17 protein-coding genes are annotated in these 19,519 nt (G+C 63.5%); all 17 read right to left on the reverse strand.

Annotated elements, in window-relative coordinates:
* Positions 1-140 precede the first annotated feature (140 nt).
* Positions 141-1,079, reverse strand: a complete 939-nt coding sequence (locus AC09SL_RS16870) for an alpha/beta hydrolase (protein WP_058542911.1) — start codon at positions 1,077-1,079, stop codon at positions 141-143.
* 374 nt (positions 1,080-1,453) lie between these two features.
* Complete coding sequence (locus AC09SL_RS16875; protein ID WP_058542912.1) at positions 1,454-2,248, reverse strand: carbohydrate deacetylase; 795 nt, start codon at positions 2,246-2,248, stop codon at positions 1,454-1,456.
* Entirely contained in the window at positions 2,220-3,395 is a 1,176-nt protein-coding gene (locus tag AC09SL_RS16880; protein WP_058542916.1) for a GNAT family N-acetyltransferase, read from the reverse strand. The genes AC09SL_RS16875 and AC09SL_RS16880 overlap by 29 nt, the downstream gene beginning before the upstream one ends.
* A gap of 5 nt (positions 3,396-3,400) precedes the next feature.
* Positions 3,401-4,090, reverse strand: coding sequence for a GNAT family N-acetyltransferase (locus tag AC09SL_RS16885; RefSeq protein WP_064107001.1), 690 nt, complete (start codon positions 4,088-4,090; stop codon positions 3,401-3,403).
* On the reverse strand, positions 4,087-6,063 hold the full coding sequence (locus AC09SL_RS16890) for a hypothetical protein (RefSeq protein ID WP_081264494.1): 1,977 nt from the start codon (positions 6,061-6,063) through the stop codon (positions 4,087-4,089). Before AC09SL_RS16890 ends, AC09SL_RS16885 begins: the two co-directional genes overlap by 4 nt.
* 86 nt (positions 6,064-6,149) lie before the next feature.
* Complete coding sequence (locus AC09SL_RS16895) at positions 6,150-7,454, reverse strand: lipopolysaccharide biosynthesis protein (RefSeq protein ID WP_058544323.1); 1,305 nt, start codon at positions 7,452-7,454, stop codon at positions 6,150-6,152.
* On the reverse strand, positions 7,451-8,455 hold the full coding sequence (locus AC09SL_RS16900) for a polysaccharide deacetylase family protein (protein ID WP_058544322.1): 1,005 nt from the start codon (positions 8,453-8,455) through the stop codon (positions 7,451-7,453). Before AC09SL_RS16900 ends, AC09SL_RS16895 begins: the two co-directional genes overlap by 4 nt.
* 12 nt (positions 8,456-8,467) lie before the next feature.
* Positions 8,468-9,604, reverse strand: a complete 1,137-nt coding sequence (locus tag AC09SL_RS16905) for a glycosyltransferase family 2 protein (RefSeq protein WP_058544321.1) — start codon at positions 9,602-9,604, stop codon at positions 8,468-8,470.
* Complete coding sequence (locus AC09SL_RS16910; RefSeq protein WP_058544320.1) at positions 9,597-10,556, reverse strand: glycosyltransferase; 960 nt, start codon at positions 10,554-10,556, stop codon at positions 9,597-9,599. Before AC09SL_RS16910 ends, AC09SL_RS16905 begins: the two co-directional genes overlap by 8 nt.
* The gene (locus AC09SL_RS16915; protein ID WP_058544319.1) at positions 10,553-11,923 is read right to left on the reverse strand and encodes an O-antigen ligase family protein; all 1,371 of its coding nucleotides are present in this window, start codon (positions 11,921-11,923) and stop codon (positions 10,553-10,555) included. The genes AC09SL_RS16910 and AC09SL_RS16915 overlap by 4 nt, the downstream gene beginning before the upstream one ends.
* Complete coding sequence (locus AC09SL_RS16920) at positions 11,920-13,023, reverse strand: glycosyltransferase family 4 protein (protein ID WP_058544318.1); 1,104 nt, start codon at positions 13,021-13,023, stop codon at positions 11,920-11,922. Before AC09SL_RS16920 ends, AC09SL_RS16915 begins: the two co-directional genes overlap by 4 nt.
* Entirely contained in the window at positions 13,020-14,612 is a 1,593-nt protein-coding gene (locus AC09SL_RS16925) for a GumC family protein (protein WP_058544317.1), read from the reverse strand. Before AC09SL_RS16925 ends, AC09SL_RS16920 begins: the two co-directional genes overlap by 4 nt.
* 17 nt (positions 14,613-14,629) lie before the next feature.
* A complete protein-coding gene (locus AC09SL_RS16930) occupies positions 14,630-15,652 on the reverse strand; it encodes a polysaccharide biosynthesis/export family protein (protein ID WP_064107002.1) in 1,023 nt (340 codons plus the stop codon).
* Between the two features lie 20 nt (positions 15,653-15,672).
* Positions 15,673-16,317 (reverse strand): CpsD/CapB family tyrosine-protein kinase, encoded by a 645-nt coding sequence (locus tag AC09SL_RS16935; RefSeq protein ID WP_058542971.1) that lies wholly within the window; start codon positions 16,315-16,317, stop codon positions 15,673-15,675.
* Positions 16,318-17,064 (reverse strand): sugar transferase, encoded by a 747-nt coding sequence (locus AC09SL_RS16940; protein ID WP_058542970.1) that lies wholly within the window; start codon positions 17,062-17,064, stop codon positions 16,318-16,320. It abuts the gene before it with no gap.
* Positions 17,051-18,130: an NAD-dependent epimerase gene (locus tag AC09SL_RS16945; protein WP_058542969.1), complete on the reverse strand. Its 1,080-nt coding sequence runs from the start codon at positions 18,128-18,130 to the stop codon at positions 17,051-17,053. Before AC09SL_RS16945 ends, AC09SL_RS16940 begins: the two co-directional genes overlap by 14 nt.
* The gene (locus tag AC09SL_RS16950) at positions 18,127-19,491 is read right to left on the reverse strand and encodes a UDP-glucose dehydrogenase family protein (RefSeq protein WP_058542968.1); all 1,365 of its coding nucleotides are present in this window, start codon (positions 19,489-19,491) and stop codon (positions 18,127-18,129) included. The genes AC09SL_RS16945 and AC09SL_RS16950 overlap by 4 nt, the downstream gene beginning before the upstream one ends.
* Positions 19,492-19,519: the final 28 nt, after the last annotated feature.

Consider the following 19,519-nt stretch of genomic DNA (forward strand, 5'->3'; position numbering starts at 1 on the left):
TCCCACAGGGGGCGGCGGTGAACACTGATCTTGTAGACAACCAGAGAACTGTGTGGAGGAAATCTGTGGGAGCCAAGCTTGCTCGCGATAGCGGTGTGACAGTCAATGAAGGTGTTGGGGGTCAGCCGGGGACCTGTGCGTTAGCCGGCCTTGGCCGAGCTTACCTGGGGGCGCTCGGCCATGGGCGATGGCTTGTCTTTCATCAATGTGTCCAGCGCTTGCCGGTAGGTCTGGCCCGCCAGGCTCATGCTGTTGTTATGCGTCGCCCCCGGTACCAGCAGCAGGCGCTTGGGCTCACGGGCGGCGTTGAACAGTTGCTCGCTCAAACGCGGCGGTACGTAGCGATCGGCAGCGCCGTGCACCACCAGCAGCGGCATGTTGATCTCGCCGATCTTGTCGATGGAGTCGAATTTCTGCGACAACAACCAGCGCACCGGCAGGGACGTATTCGCCATCGCGGTGGCGACATCGCCCAGGGAGGTGAACGTGGATTCGATGACCAGGCCTCGGACCTGGGCACCGCCATTCTTCGCGGCCTCCTGGCCCAACTGCGCAGCGAGGTCCACCGCGACGGCACCGCCCAGAGAATGACCGTAGATCAGCCGCAGGGCAGGGTCCGGTTGCAGTACTTTGAGGCGTTCCCAGGCGATGCGTGCATCTTCATAGACGCTGGCTTCCGACGGCAGATCCCCATGGCTTTTGCCAAAACCACGGTAATCGATCGCCAGCACCGAATAGCCCAGCGCCCTCAGTTGCTGGATACGAAACAACTGGCCGGTCAAGTTCCAACGCACACCGTGCAAGTACAGGATGGCCGGCGCATTCTTGCGTTCGGCCGGCCACCACCAGCCGTGGATGTTTTCCCCGGCCTTGAAGCGCTTGGGTCTGAGATCGAATTCCTGCACGCCGCTGGGAAGCCCACTGAACCAGCTTGCCGTCCCCGGCTCGATACGAAAGACCAGCTCGCGTTCCTTATGCTGCAGCACTGCACAGCCCACCGGCAGGCCGACCACCATGGCGCTCATGACAACGAAGGCCAGCCAGCGCCGCCGAAGGCGAGAGAATAAAGATAAAGGCATCGACGCAATTCGCCACTCGAAAACAGAAGATGCCTTGTAGCAGATTCTCCGAAAGTGACGCAGGGATTTCGGACGGCCGTGGCCAGGGAAGCGCGCTCGCGCTGGGACCTGTAGGAGCTGGCGAAGCCTGCGATCTTTTGATCTTGATCTTGATCTTGATCTTGATCTTGATCTTGATCTTTCGCTTTCGACTCAATGGGCAGGGGAAAGATCGCAGCCTCGTTGCACTCGACAGCTCCTACACAGCTCCTACACAGCTCCATCGCACCTACACAGCTCCATCGCACCTACACAGCTTCTACATCGCTTCTGCACAGCTTTTACGGAGTCTGGCGGGAACGGGTCGCTTGCCACAGACACCTCCTGCGTCCCTGTCAATGTACATCCCCATACTCAACCAGCGTCACCACCCGCGTGGTCCGGCCGTACGCGACTTTGGGCACGCCCGCCAGGCGCTTGTGCAGTACTTGGGTCAACGACTCTCCTGGCCTCAGGCTGGCATCACCAAAGTCTTCGTCCAGTTCCAGTGGATGCACGATGACCTCAAGCGAGCCATGTGTCGGTGGCGCGGCGTGGTTCAGGTCGGCAGGGGTGCAGACGTAGTCCGCTGTCGCACCGCACAGGCTGCGCATGCGCCGGTTGAGCAGGGTCTTGAAGAGGCGCTTGGGCAGGTTCAAGTTCGCCCCCAGGTTGCGTGCCAGGCGCATGGGCACGCCTTGCCTGGCGGCGAAGCGAGCCACCAGCTCGCCGATGGGCCAGATGTTGTGCACATGTTGATGGGAATCGAGGTGGCTGGGACGCAGGCCGTGGTCCAGGCAGTGTTGCCATTGCGCCTGCAGTTCATCTTCCACCGCCGCCAGATCCTTTGCACCCAGGCGCAGGCAATAACGCGACAGGTTCAGGTCGAACTGGCCATGGGCGTCGCAAAAAACCGGTCGCGAGATGATCGCCTGGCCCAACGGCGGGCCGTAGCTGAGGTTGAAATGCAGGCCTACGTGGCCGTCGAGCAGCGGTTGCCGGGCCATTTCACATGCCTGCTCGAAGCCCGGCATGTTGGCCATGGCCGTGGCCGAACTGATCACGCCGGTCTCGAAGGCCCGCAGGATCAGCGCGTTTTCACTGAGGTTGAGGCCAAAGTCGTCAGCGTTGACGATCACTTGACGCGGCATCTGTTTTCTCCTGGTGTTTGGGGGTAGACGATGCCGTCGTCGCGGTCGGTTTGGTCCGGCGTTTGCCGAACCACGGTTTCAAGCTTTTCCATAGCCGCAAGGCAAATCCCAGGAGCAAGCCACCGGGCTGCCAGGAATAGAAGCTCCAGCGCCAGTGTTCCAATTGTCCGGTCATGCGTTCATGCAATTGATGGCTGGAGTTCTCCAGGCTGACCCGTGATGCATCGATCCAGCGCCAGTTCTCGTCCAGCCCCCAGCGAATCCACTCCTCGAGCAAGACCCGGCCGCTGCCCAGATCGGCATGCTGCGGCAAGAACGCCAGGTTGTAGTCGTACAGCCGCCCCTGGTCCAGCAGGCCGAGGCGATAGCTGATGCATTCGCCGTTCAGCTCCAGCGTCACCACCCGTACCAGGCCTTGGGCGGCGAGGGCGGTGAAGGCGTGGTTCATCCATTGCCGGCGCCTGGGGTCGGCGAAGATGCCGACGCCTTCCTCGCCTTTCCAGCTGGCCGCCTCGACATCGGCGAGGGTCCGCAACAGTTGCCCCATGCTGATGGCGTCCGGTTTCACCCGACGGATCTCGGCACCGCAGGCAGCGATCCGCTTGCGTGCCCGACGCAACTTGTAGCGTGGGTCGCCAGAGATTTCCTGATGGTCGTTGTCGCTGATCAAATGCACCGGCACCCGGCAACTCAGGCGGCGCTCCCCGGTGGAGCTCAGCGCCATCCAGGCACTGAGGACGCTTTCTTCACCGACCGGCTCGACCACCTCATTCAATTGCAGCAACGCGTGGGGCAAGTGCTGGCGGATCTGCATCAGCGCCAGCCCCATGCCCTCGGCGTCCAGGCGCGCGAGCAAGGCGATGCGGTCGGCCAATGGATAACCCAAGTGATGCAACACCCGGAACCGCAGCCCACCGATACGCTCACGCCCCGATACCAGGGGCAGGCACAGGCATAGCTTCTGGTCTTGCCAGCCCAGCAACACATGCAACTGCTGGTCCGGCAGCAGGGCGAATTCCGCCGCTTGCAGCCAGGCCAGGGTGTTGAAGGGCGTAGCGTCGGGCACCTGGGCGCGCAGCTGTTCATACGCGGTTATGGGAAAGTCCTCGGCCCTCAGGGAGCGACTCCATTGGAACCGGATCGCCATGGACATCAGGCTGCCGCAGTCGATGCAACCGGACGGGCCGGTTTACGAAAGGCGTCCAGTGCCGAGCCGTTGTAAAACGTGTCGCGGAAAAACCGCCAGCGACCGAACAGGCAGTACACGTGGGTGATCTTGCCGCGTTCCTGAAAATCCATGCGCAGGTGCATCTTGATCGCAGGGATGTTCTGTATGTCGCAGACATCGACCATTTTTTTGCTGCCCTTTGCTGCCATGATTTTCCACAACTCTTCTTGCAAGTCCGCCGACATCCTGGACCCCCAGTAGGCGCGGGTCATTTCGCCGCCGAACTGAAAGTACTCGCCGGGGTTGATAGGGAAGTTGCAGCGATAGAAGTGACGGTCGAAATAGTCTCGCGTACTGGCCCAGGCGAACCCCACGGTGTCGCCCTGATCATCCAGGTACATCAAGCCTGTGTAGCCTTCGGCTGCCAGCTCGCGCATGGTTTCGACGCGGTCGCCGAAATACCGGGCAAAAGCGTCGGCATTGTTGACCGTGATGAACTCCGAGCGCGTCGGTGGGTAGGGCTTGAGGTTATGCGGGGGGAGCGGGGCCATCACGTCGTGCTCCAGCCACACCAGCCGGGAGTGGAAAAACACGTAGCGCCGCAACAGCTGTTTGAGAACGGCGCGCAGGCCTTTTTTCTGGATGCGATCACGCAATTTCTGCAGAGCGTTCATGGTGCCTCCTGACGGGTGGCGGGTTGGGGGGAAGAGGGTGCGGTCCAGCTCAGGGCAAACAGGGTTTCCCCTGGCAGGAGAAAGCGGATCTGCCCGGCCTCGCAGTTGAACGGGGCGCTGCGGCTATGGTTGTCGGGTCCGAAATACACCAGCTCGGCTTTGGCCTGGGGGCAAGGTGCGCCGTCCAGGCTGACCTGTTGCGGGCGCGTGCTTTTGTTCACGCCCAGCAGGCTGCGCCTTGCGTCGGTGGCCATGGCCAGCACGTCGACTTCGAAGGCGTCGTTATCCAGGCGTAGCACTTGGTCGAGCCAATGCTGGTGGATGAACTGCTGGGCCAGACCCACCGGCTTGAGTTCGAAACGCTGGTTGTCCAGCACTCGAACCATGCCTTTTGGGTACTCCGGTTCGTCGGCGGACTGGAACCAGTTGAGCATGTCCAGCAGGCCGTCCGCCGAGGCGTTGATCACAACGGACGTCCACCACAGGGCCGCGTAATGGGTTTCCTGGTCGTAGGGGCTCAGGCTCGAACCGCTGGACATGTTGGTCTGGTCCAGCAGCAAGGCCTTGCGTGGCCGACCGTTGCTGTCCAGGCCCACCAGGCTGGCGGCGCGGCGCACGCTGTTGCGATAGACCCGGGTCGCCAGCAGGTCGCGGACCATCCATTCATGCCAGGCCACGGCGTCGATCTGGTCACTGGATTCGGCCAGCAAGCGTCGCGCCCAGTCGATGCCGCGCTTGTCCGCGGCGTTTTCCGCCAAGGGACCATTGGTGAACCGGGAGCTGGCCGGTATGGCAATGCGCACCCCGGCGCGGGCGTTGTCGGGGTTGGCACGGACTTGGCCGGCCATACTCTCGAACACCTGCTGGAAGCTGGCGAAATCCGGGTAGTTGAGGTTCGGCTCATCGGCGAAACTGAGGTAATGAATGCCTTTGCCGCCCAAGGCGCGGGTCGACGTGAGCCAGGCCTGCAAGCCGCTGTTGCTGATGCGGTCGGCTCGCAAGTCGGCTTTGCGTGCGCTACCGGCCAGCAGGGTGATGTCCCGGGTGATGCCGAAGCGGTCCTGGTACAGGCGCCGGAATCCATCTTCATGGTCCACCTTGGCAGCGGTGACGTCGACAAAACTGTAATAAGTGGCGGCCTGGGGCTTGAGGGCATCGATAACCGGATAGGCCGAGGGTGGGGGCATGACGTAGGGCAGGGACATGCCCAGTCTCGGGGTTGGTCCCAAGGCGTCGCCATAGAGTTTCAGGTGCGCGTGCCCCGGATCCTGGCGCAGCGGTTGCAGGTGCTCAGGGGCCTGGGCGAACAGGTTCGCCGTGCCATCGAGCCAGAACGCCGCCTTGCCGTTGCCCTGCAACTGCAAGCGCCAGGTTTGCTCGACGTTGGCAACAGGCAGGGCGACCTGATCGAACTGCCAATAGGCCGGGTACGGCTTGAGATTCAACTGCACCTGTTTGCCATCGGCGACGCGCCGGGCTTGCAGGCCGCGCACACCGCCGTGGAACTTGCCCGCCAGCACGGCTTGTTCACCGGGGGCGACCTTGAAATACAACTCATCGCCGTCATGGGTTTCAGCGCTGAAATGCACCTTGGCCGGGGCGAACATTGCCCGGGTACGGGCATCGTGCTCGACGCTGTAGCGGCGGAAACTGTAACCGGGAAGTTCCAGTCGATAGCTGGCGGCCCCTGGCAGCAAAGGCCACTGCTGCTCGCCACGTTCCTGGGTGGCCTTGATCAAGCGCTTACCCACCAGTCGCCCCTGGCCGTCGAGCAGGTACAGGTGCTCTGCATTGGCGTCGGCCTGCCAGGCCGGCACCCAGCGCACGGTCACGTCATCCGGGCGGTCGGTCTGCAGGTACAGGCTGGCGTCGCGGATGCCGGTCCATTGCATCGCCGCGCCCTGGGCAAAAAAGGCCAGGCTCCAAAGACACAGGCCAGCGCCCGATTTCCACCAACGCCGCACCGGCCCCATCGCGAGCAGGCTCGCTCCCACAGGACAATCCAAAAGCCCTGTGGGAGCGAGCTTGCTCGCGATGGCGGTTTGGTTGGCAACCGCACTCATGCCGATTTCCCAAGCAGCATTTTGCGCATCGGCAGCAGGTCGCTGGGCAGGATGATCAATGTCTGCCACAGCGCCACGCCACTGAGGCGGCAGTACATGGCCAGCAGGGCCACGGTCACGCCCAGGTAGGCGATTGACGACGCGGCGGCGGCCCCGACGATGCCGTAGCGGGGAATCAGGAACAGGTTCAGTGCCAGGTTCAGCAGTGCGCCGCCGCCCATCATCAGAGAAACCGTACCAGGGCGGTTCTTGCCCAGCAGATCCAGGCGCAGGATGCTCGCGTAGCACAGCCCGAACAGCCCCGGCAGCAGCGCCAGCAAGGCCGGATAAGCCGGCTGGTAGGCGGCGCCAAACAAGGTGACGATCAGCCATTGGCCGATCAGCGCCATGCTCAGGCAGGCGCCGAGCATCACCGTGGCGGTCAGGCGCAGGGCCAGGGGCGTCAGGCGCCGCATGTCGCTGTCCTGTTGCAACAAGCGTTTCATCAGCGGCGTGGTGACGGCTTCGGGCACGATCAGCAGCAGTTCGGCGGCGGCGCTGGCCATGGCGTAGTGACCCAGGGCCGTGCTGCCCAGCAGGGCGCCGATGAACAGGAAGTCCGAGCGCAGCAGTACTTGCTGGAACAGCAGGTCCGGGTGGCTGCGGGCGCCGTAGCGCAACAGTTCGTTCTGACCGGTGCGATCCCAGCGCAGGGTGACCACATGATCGCGGCGCAACCACACCCAACCGGCCAGCACCACCAGGCTCAGGCCCGCCAGCCAACTGATCAGTGCCGCTTCCAGCGCCGTGTCTTTCCACATCCAGAACAGCGCAACGAACAGCAGCAGGGGCGCCAGGGATTCCATCAGGCGCAAGGCGTTGAAGGCACCGACGCCGCCGCAAGCATTGTGCAGCGTCAGCAGACCGCTCTTGAGCACGGTCAACGGCACCGCCAGCAATAGCAGCCAGGCGAGCAACCCCAATTGCGTGGTGATGTCCAGTTCGCCGCCGAACTCGCGCACCAGCGCCACCACCAATAAGGTCAGCAAACCGGCCAACAGGCAGCCGAAGACCAGCACCTGGCTGAGTAACAGCCCCATCGAACGCTGCTGCGCCGCCTGATAACCCACGGCGCTATTCAGGCCGCCGCTGGTGGCAGCGCTGATCAGGTCCGGCAGGGTGCTGAGCAAGGCGAACAGCCCACGTTCGCTGGGCCCGAGAATCCGTGCCAGCAGCACATTGCGCAGCAGGCGCAGGCCGATCATCGCCAGGCGCGTGCCCATGCTCAGTGCCAAATGCTTGAGGTAATGTGCGCGGCTCATGGGCGTGCCCCTCGGCGAATGCGCCAGGCCAGTAATTCAGGGTGATGGGCATTGTGTTGGCTGACGCCGAAACGTGGCACGTTCAAGGGGTCGCCGTCGTTGCGATACAGCCCCGCCTCGGTGCCGAGGGCGAAGGCAAAACCGTGGGCCGCGACCTGTTGGCGCACGCGCTCATCGTTATCGCCGTTGGGGTAGCAATACACCGGCAAGGGTTGCGCGCAGCCGTTTTCCAGGGCGATCCAGCTGCGCGTCAGCTCTTCATGCAGGCGCTGGTCATCCAGCCCGGTCAGGATCGCGTGGCTGGCACCGTGAGGGCCGAAGCGAATCAGCCCGGAATCTTCGAGCATGCGCACCTGGGGCCAGTCCAGGGCCTGGGGCTGGGAACCCTGGGGGCAGGCGTCGGTGAGCTCGCTCAGCATGAGTGGATCGAGCGTCTTGAGGCTTTGCAGGTAATGCAGCAGCGCCAGGCTGCGGCGCTCGTCGTCGATGTCGTCGAGCAGCACCGGCAACGGTCGACCGACGTGCTGCAAGTGCTCGATCAATGAGCGCCGTGCCACTTGGCCATGGCTGCCCCAGAGGGTTTCGCCGATGCTTTCCCACCAGAAGTGCTGGCGGCTGCCGATGAAATCGGTGGAGAGGAAAATACTTGCCGGCACCTGGTATTGGCGCAGCAACGGAAAGGCGTTCATGGCGTTGTCGCGCCAGCCGTCGTCGAAGGTCAGGGCCACCCGCGGACGGTTGGGAACGCTTTCAGGATCGGCCAGCAACAAGGTCATCAGCGGCACGCACTCGAAATACCGTTGCAGCCAGATCAGCAAATGTTCAAACGCTTCGGGCCCCACGCACAGCTCGTTGCGGTGGGGCAATTCGGCGGCGCGGTCGTTGTTCAGCACACGATGGAGCATCAGGATCACCCCGGCGCCACGCAGTGGGTGGCGGCCCAGGGACGTGTTCAGGTACAGCCAGCCGCCGGTGCGCTTGAACACTTGTTTGATTGACATGGGCCGTCCTCCTTAGCGGTTCTGCTCGGGGTTCCACTGGCTGTAGCGCTGGCCCCGCAGGAACTGCCAGAGCCCGATGCTCATGCCCGCCAGCGTCACCAGCACGAATGCGGCGAGGCGAAAGGGCCGGGGCAAGCGGTGGCGCGCATCCATCAACCCGATCAACGCCATGGCGTAACCGAGCAATTGCGCCACCAGGCTCAGGCGATAGAACGGATGGTCGTTCCACAGCCAGGCATTGCTCAGCAAGAGCGGCAGCAGCAACACCGGCGCCAGGCGGCGGATCAACTTGTGGCTGATCAACCCGATGGCATAGAGCCCATGACGCAGTGGGTTGAGCAATTCCCGACGCTGAGCCAGGCTCTGCAACCCGCCGACGGTGACCCGCTGGCGCCGGCGGAACTGTTTGTCGGCTTCGTCCACGCCCTGGTCGGTCACCCGGGCCATGGGTGCATAGACGATGGACTTGCCGGCGACCGGCGCGCAGGTGCTGAGGAAAAAGTCATCGTTGACCTGGGCCGGAATCGGTTGGAACAGCTCCCGGCGCAGGGCCAACAGCGCGCCGTCGGCCGAGACCATGCAACCGGTGCGGCTCTCCACCCGACGCAACCAGCCTTCGTAATGGCGATACAGGCTGTCGCCCAGGCTCAGGCCCTTGCCCGGCACCGGGATTTCCATGTGCCCGGCACAGGCGCCGACTTCCGGATCGCCCAGGGGCGCCAGCAGATGGCCGAGGGTATCGGCGGCCCATTGGTTGTCGGCGTCGGTAAATACCAGGATTTCGCCGCTGCTGTGGGCGACACCGGTATTGAGGGCGGCGGCCTTGCCCTGGCGCGGCAGGTCGAGCACGGTGATGCGCGGGTCGATCACCTTGCGTGCGCAGGCCACCGTGTCGTCGGTGGAGCCGTCGCTGGCGAGGATGATTTGCAGTGAATGGGCCCGATAATCCTGGGCCAGCAAGCAGCGCAACTTTTCCTCGATGTGCCGCGCCTCGTTGTGGGCGGCAATGACGATGCTCACGTCCATCGGAAACGCCTTGCCGTAGCGGCGCCGCGGAAACAGCGGCGCCAGCAGGCTCAGCATCAAGGGGTAACCGAGGTAGGCGTACACCGGCAGCAACAGGCACGACCAGTAAATGAATTCAGCCACGGGCAGGTCTCCTGGCATTCCAATGACACAGGTTGAGCAGCAGTGCGGCACCGGTCAGGTGCAGGCGCACCCAGTGCAAGGCCCACAATTGCAAAGTCAGGCGCGGGTCGCGTCGGCTCTGGCGAAGGCTCAGGAACAAGGGCGGCAGGGCGGTGACCAGCAATAGCGTCAGCGCCAGGTGCAATTGCCCCTGGAGCAACGCCAACACTGCCAGCAGGTCCAAGCCCCAGGCGCCAACGGACAGCGCCGGAAAGCGCAGCAGGCGCAGGCTCGGGCCATGGCTGCGGAGCAATTGCAGATGACTGCCCTGGCGCCACAATTCCTTGCTCATCCACTCGCGCCAACTGCCTTCGTAGCCCCAGTGCAGGGCAACGCTTTCGTTGACCAGCAGCAAGTGCGCGTCGGCCTGGCGCAGGCGCAAGGAGAAGTCCTTGTCTTCGCCGGTGCGCAGGGTTTCGTCGAAGCCGCCGACCCGTTCGAACCAGCTGCGACGCATCAACAGATTGGCACTGGGCAGCCACTGCACCCGATGCAGGAGACGTGACCCCGGGCGCTGGCTGCGGCGCTGCCAGGCTTCGGCGAACCACGGCGCCTGCCGGGGCGTATCGAGGTCCAGGCCGAGTACGTCGCCCTGTTGGCCTTCGAGTTCCAGCAACAGCTTGAGCCAGTCGGCCGGCATTTCGATGTCGGCGTCGATGAACGCCAGCCAGTCACCCCGGGCGGCGGCCGCACCGCGGTTGCGCAGGGCGCCGATGTGCACGCCTGGCACGATCAACACCCGTGCCCCCAGCTCGTTGGCGATGCGCGGGCCGTGGTCGTCGGAGCCGTTGTCCACCACGATCAATTCACAGGCCAGGCCTGCCTGGCGGGCGGCTTGTTGCGCCGCTTGCAGCGTACGGCCGATGTGCCGGGCCTCGTTGTACATCGGGATCACAATGCTGACGCAGCTCATGGACGAGCCTCCTGTGGCGCGGCCTGCTCGGCGTCGTAGCGCAACACACTGGTGAGGGCGAGCATGATCCACAGCAATTTGTGGTTCGGCGCACTGAGGAACATCAGGAACAACGCCAGCGAGAGAAAACTCATGCCCAGGTGCGTCAGCAGGTCCGCCTGCGCCCAGTCCCGGCGTTGCAGCCAGAGCTGGCGCGCGCGCAGCAGGTTGTACAGGCCAAGACCGATCATGGCGACGAACATCAGCCCGCCCGGGATGCCGATTTCGCTGAAGATTTCCAGGTAGGTGTTATGGGCCCGGCGATACAGGTCCCCCAGCTTGCGGTTGGCCGAGAACGCCTTGGCATAGCCGGTAGGCGCGTAGTGCAGGGGAAAGGTCCCGGGGCCTGAGCCGAGTATCGGGTTCTCGCGGATCATCTGGCTGCCGACGACGATGTACGAGGCGCGGCGGCCCAGGGATTCGTCCTGGTGGGCGCTGGCGCCGGCACTGAGGATGCTCAACGACTGGATGCGTGCCACGTAGCCGGCCGGCATCACCGCGATTGCCAGGGGAATCAGCAACGCCAGCCCAAGCATGGCGAAGCCCAAGTGCCGTGGACGGATGCGCGGCAACTGCGCGCGGTAGTGATACAGCCCGATCATCAGGCTGAGCATCAACACCACCAGCCCCGAGCGCGATTCGGTCTTGGTCATGCCGCCCAGCAGCAGGATGAAACAGCCGCCCCAGAACAACCGGTGCAGCAAGCTCGGGCCACGCACTACCAGCAGCAACGCCAGCGGCACGGTGAAGGCGATCAGCAGGGCGAAGGTGTTCGGGTCTTCCAGCAGGCCGGAGGCGCGGCCCTGATCCTGGTACTTGGCCGAGAACATTGCCAGCACGCAGGTGGTGGTGACGCTCAAGGTCACCAGGCGACAGAACATGTCCAGGTTCAATTCACGACCGATCAGCAAGGTGATCACGAACAGGATCAGCCCAACCGCCAGTTCGCGAAAATGGGTTGTGGACAGGCCCATGTTTTCCGACAACAGCAGGCTCAGGCCATAGAGCACCATGAAGCCGATCAGCGGCCGCCAGATATTGCTGCGCAGGCGTGTCCCGGGAATCTGGTGCACCGCCAGTTGCAACATCAGGATCATGATCAGCGCCAGGCCAAAGAACTTGCTGCCGGAAAAGGCGTTGTCCTTGAACAGGCCTTCGAACGGCACCAGTGCGGCAATGCCCAGCAAACCCCAACCGGGCTTGCGGTACAGCACGGCGACGCCGACCAGGCCGAGCACTGCGCCCGGCGCCAGGAACGGATAGGGGCTGGCCAGCAGCGCCAGGCAGACCAGGCCCAGCAGGCTGACGATCGAGAGTGGGACAATCATGAGCGAGCCTCCCGTGCCGTGCGGATGTAAAGCTGCGACCAGCGTTCGGCCAGCGTGCGCAAGTCGTAGCGGTCCTGTTGGGTGCGGCGTGCGTTGTCGGCCAGGATCCGCGCCAGGGGCGGTTCGCTGAACAGCGTTTCGATCTGCGCCGCCAGTTCCGCGCTGTCGGCCGGTGCTGCGAGCAGGCCGTTGTGACGGTCCTGCAATACGTCGGGAATGCCGCCGACGCCGAACGCCACCACCGGCACGCCGGCCTGCATGGCTTCGAGCAGAATCATCGGGGTGCCTTCGGTGCGTGAGCTGATCACCAGGGCGTCGAGGCGACTCCACCAGGCGTTCATGTCGGTCTGGTAGCCCGGCAATTCGATGCGCGTGGGCAGCCCGGCATCGTTGATGCGCTTGAGCAGCGCCTGGCGTTCCGGGCCGTCGCCGAGCATCACCGCGTGCAGCGATGCATGCTTCTGGCACAACGGGATCATGGCGTCGAGGAACAGGTCCGGGCCTTTCTCGCTGCTCAAGCGGCCGACGTAGCCGACCCGCCAGCGTTGCTTGTCAGCGCGGTGGGCCAACGGCGTGCTGGCCGCTGGCAGGCCGTTGGGAATCACATCGAGTTTTTCCGCTCGCACGCTGGCCCGGCGATGCAGCGTGGCAATGCTCTCGGCCACGCAGACGACCCGCTTGACCGAGGCGGTGCGGCACAGTTGCAGGCTCAGCCAGGTATAGAAGCGCTGCTTGGGGCTACGCGGCGTGAAACCATGCTGGGTGATCACCAGCGGCAGGCCCAGCAGCGTGGCGGCGGACCAGCCGAACAACAGCCCTTTGAAGTTGTGGGTGTTGATCAGCGGTCGTTCGTCCCGGCGCTGGCGCAGGTGCTGCAACAGCTCGGCCCAACTGGCGCAATGACGGCAATCGACCCCGGCCTGGCGAAAACGCGTGATCAAGGTCGGCGGCGCCGCCAGGAACAGCACCTGGTGCTGTCCGGGCGTTGCCAGGCAATGATCGAGCAGCATCCGCTCGGCCCCATAGAAGCCGCCGCTGTCGAGCAGATGAATGATCGACAGGGGGCTGCTGTGGTGGCTCGGGCCGAACGGCGCGTTCAATTTCGCACCCAATGGACAAGGCTGGGCAGGCTCCAGTTGCGGTGCGGGTTGACCTGCTCGGGGGACTGCTCGTTGATCACCAGCAGTACCGGCACATCCAGTTGCTGGGTGATTTGCGCTGGATGCTTGAAGCGATGGTCGAAGAACTCACGCACATAGACCAGGGCAATCGCCAGCAGCAGGCCGCTGAACATGCCGAAGACAATGATCAGCATCGGCTTGGGAAAGGCCGCGGCGGTGGGTTCGAACGGCGGGCTCAGGACCCGGGCGTTGGACAGGTCGTTGTCCAGCGAACGCGCGGTGCTGGCTTCGGCGAACCGCTGGGCATAGGTGGAGAACGCCGCGTGCAGGGCGTTGATCTCGGTGTCCATCTGCCGCAGCTTGCTCTGGGTTTCCTGCAATTGATGGATGCGTTCCTTGAACGTGGCGATGCGCTGGGCTTTCTGGTTGATCACCGAGCTGACGACGGCCAGGTCAGTGGTGCGTTCCTGGATCCGGTTGTTCACCACCTTCAGGAACTGCTGGCGCGTACGGACGATCTGTTCCCGGGCCAGCAGCATCGGTTCGCTGCCGGGCTGGAAGATCGCCAGGTCATTCATGTAGCGGCTGACCTGGCTGGTCAGTTGCTCGCCCAGTTGCCTGATTTCCCGGTCTTCGAAGGCAATGTTGTCCACGGTGGTGGTGAAGGTGAACGGGAAGGTGTAGTCGTTGAACCGCGAGCTGTTCGCCGCCGCGAGACTGGTCTTGAGGTAGTCGAGCCAGCGTTGGCTTTGCAGCAGGCGATCCTGGTACAGGTTCAGGGCCTGTTCTTCGGTGTTGATGGCGTTCAGGCGGAAAGTGATTTCTTCCTTGGGATCGGACGAACCGACGTTTTCCAGCAGCCCTAGCCGGGTGCCTTCCAGGCCGTCGAGACGGGTCTGGTATTGGGCTTTCTTCTGCTCATAGAAGGTCTGCGGCAGTTCGATCGATTGCAGGTCCTGGCGGCTGGTGAGGTAGTTCTGCAGCAGTTGCGCCACGAACCGGGTGCCCTGGGCCGGGTCGCCGAAACTGTAGACGATGGAGATGACGTTGGAGCCGGGCAGGGTCTCGATCTTCAGGTTTTCGATGGCCTTGTCGGTCAGTGTATCGAGCATCGTGTCCCGCACCGGGTCGACCTCTAGTCCCAGGCTATCGCGCAGCGGGTTGACGACATACTCGCGCAGGGGCTGGGTGATGTAACGCTTGAGCGGTTCGCTCACCCACTTGTTGAGAATGCCCGGGCTTGGGGTGTATTCGCCCTGGTCGCGCAGGGTGCTGATGGTCTGCCGGATCAACGCCGGCGAGCGCAGGATATTGCTCTCGGTTTCCATGTCCGCCAGGGACGGCGGGATGAAGGTGGCATTTTCCTGGTTCAGCGACGTGGTGGCGTCGCCCTGGGAGAGTTTTTTCGACTGCACGATCACCTGGGCGGTGATATCGAAGCTCTGCTTGAGCATCAACGGCAGCACCAGGGCGATCACGGCGAAAATCAGGAAGACGCGCTTCACCCACTGCTTGTTGGCGAAGAAGATCCTGAAAAACTCATGCAGATAATTTTCCTTGGGGTTCATGATCGGTCACCTGAGTTTCAGTTGTCGCTGCCTTTGTTGTCGACGCGGTAGCCGAAGCTGAACCCCACGCCCTGGAACAGCACCACGTCGGCCAGTTGCCTGGCCAGTTCGCCAGCACTGGCAAGCTTGGTCTTGGGTACGAAAAGCATGTCTTCCGGTTGCAGGTAGGCGATCTGCGAGGCGTCACCGCTCAGGGCTTTTTCCACGTCGTAGTGGCGGGCTTCGACCTGGTTGCCGGTGCGCCGCATGATCACCACCGAGTCGAGCCGGGCCTTGACGTTCGTGCCGCGGGCCAGGGTCAGGGCTTCGAGGACCGAGATAGGCCGGCGGATCGGATAGGAGCCGGGCTGGGCCACTTCACCGAGGACGTAGATCTCGTTGCCGGCGGTGGACTTGAGCAGCACATCGACGGTCATGTGGCCTGGCAACTGGGCGTAGCGCTCGTTGAGGAAAGTTTCCAGCTGGTTGACGGTCATGCCTTGCAGCGGCACGGAGCCGATTTCCGGGAAACTGGCGTAACCATCCCGGCCCACCGTGATTTCCCGGCTCATGCCGGTGCCCGGGTGGGTCAAGGTGTTGCGCAGGTTGGTCTCGCTGGACAGTGGGCTGGTCACCAGCACCGTCAATTGGTTGCGATTGGGCTGGAACAGCATTTTCTGGTCATAGGCGCGCTGCACCGCCAGGCGGGCTTCGTCGGTAGTCAGGCCGGCGATTTTTACCGAGGTGTTGGCCCCTGGCAGTTCGATACTGCCGTCGGGCATCACCTGTTGCGTGCCGTTGAGCTGGCTGGCGGCGGTGAAATTCAGGGCAACCTGGTCACCGGCCTGCACACGATAGGCTTGGGAGCCGGTGGTGCTGATGTGAAAAATCACGTCCAGCACGTCCTGGGGCCGCAGGGTCTGTTCGACCTTGGGCATGTCGGTGGCCTGGGCGTTGGCCGGCGGGGCCGTGAGGATCTGCACCGGCATCGAACGGGTATCGGTATTGCTGGAGCAACCGGCAAGCGGCAGCAACAACAGGACAAGCATTCTGGCGTTCATCTCGTCATCCTTTTGCAGGCTTACAGGTTGTTGTAGAGCCACTTGGGCATGTAGTACTTGCGGCGGTTGAACACGCTGCCCACCACTTTCGCGCCGGCCTGGGACAGGCGCTGGCGGGCGGCCTGGGCCACTTCCCAACGGGTGTCTTCACCACGCACCACCAGCACCACGCCGTCGACCTGGGTGCTGAGTACCAGCGTGTCGCTGGCCGAATACACCGCGTCGGCGTCGATCACTACAAAGCGGTATTGCGCCGCCAGTTGCCTGAACAGTGGGCGCAGGCGCTCGGGGCTCAGGTGCTCGGCATTGCGACCCAGGCGCCCGTGGGGCAACACGTCGAAGGGCAGGCTGGATGCCTGCACCACGCAGTCCTGCAGCAAGGGCGGGGCGAGGCTGTTGAACAACAGGTCGGTAAAACCGCGCTCCTTGTGCAACGACAGTTGCTGGGTGAGGTTGCGCGGTGACTGGCTGGCATCTACCAGCAGGACGCGACCGTTGCTCATCTGCGCCAGTTGAGCGGCCAGCGCCATCGCGCTGGTGCTGGTTCCGGTGCCGGTGTTGGCGGCCGTCAAGAGCAGGATCCGCAGGGAAGGGTCGAGCACGGTCGAGGTCAGGTTGGTCTCGCTCGGGCTGGCTATGGTCAGGATATTGGTTGAACCGTCCATTTAACTCGCTCCGTGGCCGCTGAACACTTTGAAGGGGGTAATCATCAGGATCTTCAAATCCAGCCACAGGCTTTGTTCAGCGATATAGCTGAGGTCCAATTCCACGCGCTGGTCGAAGTCGATATTGCTGCGCCCGGAGATCTGCCAAAGGCCGGTCATGCCGGGGTAGATGCTCAGGCGCACAAGATGGTTGTCCTTGTATCGATAGGCATTGAACGAGGTCGGCCGCGGGCCCACCAGGCGCATGTCGCCGATCACTACATTGATCAGGTTCGGCAGTTCGTCGAGGCTGCTGCGTCGCAGGAACCGGCCGATGGGCGTGATGCGCGGATCGTTGTCGATCTTGAAGTCGATGGCATCGGCGCCGTGTTTGTTGAGGTGGCGAAGCGACTCCTTGAGCGCCTCGGCGTCGGCAACCATGGTGCGGAACTTGTACATGCCGAAGACCCGGCCGCGATAACCGGTGCGCTTCTGCACGAACAATACGGGACCTGGGCTGGAGAACTTGACCAGCAGCGCCAGGCCCAGCAGCAGCGGGCAGAGCAGCAGCAGGATCGCCAGTGCGCCGAGGCAGGCCACCACGCGATTGGTGCGTGAAACCGTCCAGGGCCGGCCGCTGTCGCGACCGGTCAGCCAACCACGGCCCTGGCGATGGATGGCCGCGTCCAGGCGCCTGCGGTGCTCCGGATCGACACGCTTGTCGCGTCCGGGGGCGTTGATCTCGATGACTTGCTCATGTCGGGTCATGGATTCCTCCGCTGAGGTTGGGCCGCAAGCGTTCAGTCGCGAGCGGTGCGTGGGCAGGCCGTGGGTAGTAATCGAGGAACCACTGGATGAAGCGGCCCAGGCCCTCGTCCAGTTCGATACACGGTTTGAAGCCGGTGGCCCGTGCCAGGTCGCTGGCATCGGCGCAGGTGTTGAGCACATCCCCCGCTTGCAGGGGCAGCAGTTCGATGCGGGCGGTTTGTCCCAGGTGTTTTTCCAGCAGCTCGACATAGGTGCGCAGCGCCACCGGGTGCTGTCCGCCGATGTTGTAGATCCGCCACGGCGCGCGGCTGGTGGCCGGGTCCGGTTGTTCGTGATCCAGCAAAGGCGTGACCTGGGGCGCACGGTCGATCAGGCGGGCGATGCTTTCGACGATGTCGTCGATGTAGGTGAAATCGCGTTGGTGCTCGCCGTGATTGAACAGCTGCAGCACACGGTCTTGGGCAATGGCGCGGGCAAACTGGATTGGCGACATGTCTGGCCGGCCCCAAGGGCCGTACACCGTGAAGAAGCGCAGGCCGGTGCAGGGAATGCCGAACAGGTGGCTGTAGCTGTGGGCCATCAGTTCGTTGGCTTTTTTGCTGGCCGCGTACAGCGACAGCGGATGGTCGACGTTGTCCTGTACCGAATAAGGCGTGCGCGTGTTGGCGCCGTATACCGAGCTTGAAGAGGCATAGATCAAGTGCTTGACCGGATAGCGACGGCAGTTTTCCAGGATGTTCAGGAACCCGGTGATGTTGCTGTCGACATAGGCCTGCGGGTTTTCCAGGGAGTAGCGCACGCCTGCTTGGGCCGCGAGGTGAATCACGACCTCCGGGCACCGGGTCTGGAACAGCTCATCGATGGCTGGCGCGTCGGCCAGGTCGATCCGCGCCAGGGGAAATTCGCCGGCCTGCTCGTTCACCCAGGTCACGCGGTCGTGCTTGAGCTGGGGGTCGTAGTAGTCGTTGAAATTGTCCAGCCCACACACCCGATGGCCGTCGCACAGCAGTCGCCGCACGACGTGGGCGCCGATGAAGCCGGCTGCGCCGGTGACCAGGATGTTCATGCTTGTGACCCGGAGAGCGGGGTGCCCGGCACGGTGTGCCGCAGCCCGATACCGCGATACAGCAGCCCGGCGGCGGCCAGGTGGTCGGGGTTGTACAGGTTGCGGCCATCGATGATCACCCGGGCGCGCAACTTGCTGGCCAGCAGGTCGAAGTCCACCACGCGGAAATTCTTCCACTCGGTGCAGATCACCAGGGCGTCGGCGTCTTCCAGGGTGTCGTCGCGGGTGGCGCACAGGTTCAGGTCCTTGCGATAGCCGTAGAGGCGACGGCATTCGGACATGGCTTCCGGGTCATAGGCGTGGACCCGGGCGCCTTCGCGCCACAGCGCTTCCATCAGGTAGCGGCTGGGGGCTTCGCGCATGTCATCGGTGTTGGGCTTGAATGCCAGGCCCCAGATGGCAATCGACTTGCCGGCCAGGCCGTCCTGGAATTGCGTCGCCAGTTTCTCGAAGAGGATGTGTCGCTGGCTGTCGTTGACGTCGGTGACGCTGCGCAACAAGCGCAGTGGCATGCCGCTTTGTTCGGCGGTGTGCAGCAAGGCCCGCAGGTCCTTGGGAAAGCACGAGCCGCCAAAACCGCAGCCGGGGTAGATGAAGTGGTAACCGATGCGCGGGTCCGAGCCGATGCCCTTGCGCACCGCTTCGATGTCGGCGCCCAGCCGTTCGGTAAGGTTGGCCAGTTCGTTCATGAAGCTGATGCGGGTGGCGAGCATGGCATTGGCGGCGTACTTGGTCAGTTCGGCGCTGCGGTTGTCCATGAACATCAGTTTTTCGTGGTTGCGGCAAAAGGGCGCGTAGAGCTCCGTCATCTGGTCGCGGGCCAGCGGATCGGCGGTGCCGATGATGATCCGGTCGGGGCGCATGCAATCGGCCAGGGCGCTGCCTTCCTTGAGAAACTCGGGGTTGGACACCACACGCACGTTCAACTGTTTCAGGCCCCGTCGCGCCAACGCCTGGCGGGCGCATTCGGCCACCTTGTCAGCCGTGCCCACCGGTACCGTGGACTTGATGATCAGGGTGCGGTCGCAGTCCATGAAGTCGGCTATTTGCCGGGTGACAGCCAGCACATGGCTCAGGTCTGCCGAGCCGTCTTCATCGGCAGGGGTGCCGACGGCGATGAAAATCAGCTCGCCGTGGTTGACCGCGTCGCTGGCCTGGGAGCTGAACGACAAGCGTCCGGCCTTGATGTTGTCTTCGAGCAAACTGGACAGCCCCGGCTCGCTGATGGTCGGTACGGCTTGTTGCAGTTGCCGGATTTTGTTCGGGTCGATGTCGATGCACAAAACGCGGTGACCGACGTCAGCCATTGCAGCCGCCTGGATCAACCCGACATACCCCGTTCCAAATACGCTCACGTCCATTCTTGGCGCGCCTCGCAGACCCATTGAT

The sequence above is a fragment of the Pseudomonas sp. PF05 genome, from assembly GCF_056521845.1.